This window comes from Azospirillum sp. B506, assembly GCF_000333595.1.
Taxonomy (GTDB): domain Bacteria; phylum Pseudomonadota; class Alphaproteobacteria; order Azospirillales; family Azospirillaceae; genus Azospirillum.
The window spans coordinates 1-957 of sequence record NZ_BADK01000291.1 but is presented as its reverse complement, the minus strand read 5'-3'; the positions used below and the strand labels follow the sequence as shown (position 1 = coordinate 957).

Below are 957 nucleotides of genomic sequence, written 5' to 3'. Positions count from 1 at the left end.
GACCCTGATGCGCTCGCCATTTGCCGCGTCGAACCAGCAACCGGGCCAGGGGGTCAGGGCGCGGACCTGCCGCTCGACGTAAGCGGCGGGCTGGGTCCAGTCGAGCCGGCCGTCCTCGCGCGTCAGCTTGGCGGCGTAGGTGACGCCCTCGTCCGGTTGCGGCACGGCGGTCAGGGTGCCGGCGGCCAGACCGTTCAGCGCCGGGACGATCATGCGGGCGCCGAGGGAGGCCAGCTCGTCATGCAGGCTGCTGGCGGTGGTGGCGGGGGTGATCGCCACCGCTTCCCGAGACAGCATGGCGCCGGTGTCCAGCCCGATGTCCATCTGCATGATGGTGATGCCGGTCTCGGCATCGCCGGCCAGGATGGAGCGCTGGATCGGCGCCGCCCCGCGCCAGCGCGGCAGCAGCGAGCCATGCACGTTGACACAGCCCAGCCGCGGCGCGTCGAGAACCGGCTGCGGCAGGATCAGGCCGTAGGCGGCGACCACGGCGACATCGGCCTTGAGGTCGGCGAATTCCGCCTGGGCCTCAGCAGTGCGCAGGCTTTTCGGCGTGCGCACGGGGATGCCGTGCTCCCCGGCGAAGCGGTGGACGGGCGATTTCTGCACCTGCTGGCCGCGGCCGGCCGGACGCGGCGGCTGGCTGTAGGCGCAGACGACCTGATGCCCCGCCTCGATCAGCGCGGCAAGGCTGGGCACGGCGAAATCCGGCGTGCCCATGAAAACGAGACGGAGCGGGGTCATCATTGGATCGAGGCTGGTCAGGCCGTCGCCTTCTGCATCTTCTGGACCTTCTTCAGCAGGATGTTCGCCTGGGTCCGCGTCGCCCTGATCGCCGGGGCCCTGCTGTTCCTGGCGCTGTTCCTGTTGCTGCCGCTGGTCGCGGTCTTCGTCGAGGCGCTGCGCCGCGGCGTCGATGCTTATTTGACGGCGTTGACCGAACCGGATGCGGTTGCC

General features: G+C 70.4%; 1 protein-coding gene and 1 pseudogene. One reads left to right on the top strand and one right to left on the bottom strand.

The window, feature by feature from the left end:
- Positions 1–744 (bottom strand): methionyl-tRNA formyltransferase (fmt, locus tag I71_RS09210; protein WP_042694111.1); only part of this gene is annotated, 744 nt, incomplete at its 3' end.
- Between fmt and I71_RS39615 the strand changes: the two are divergent.
- Positions 664–957, top strand: a pseudogene (locus tag I71_RS39615) (hypothetical protein); the annotation flags it as partial. The gene fmt and the pseudogene I71_RS39615 overlap by 81 nt on opposite strands.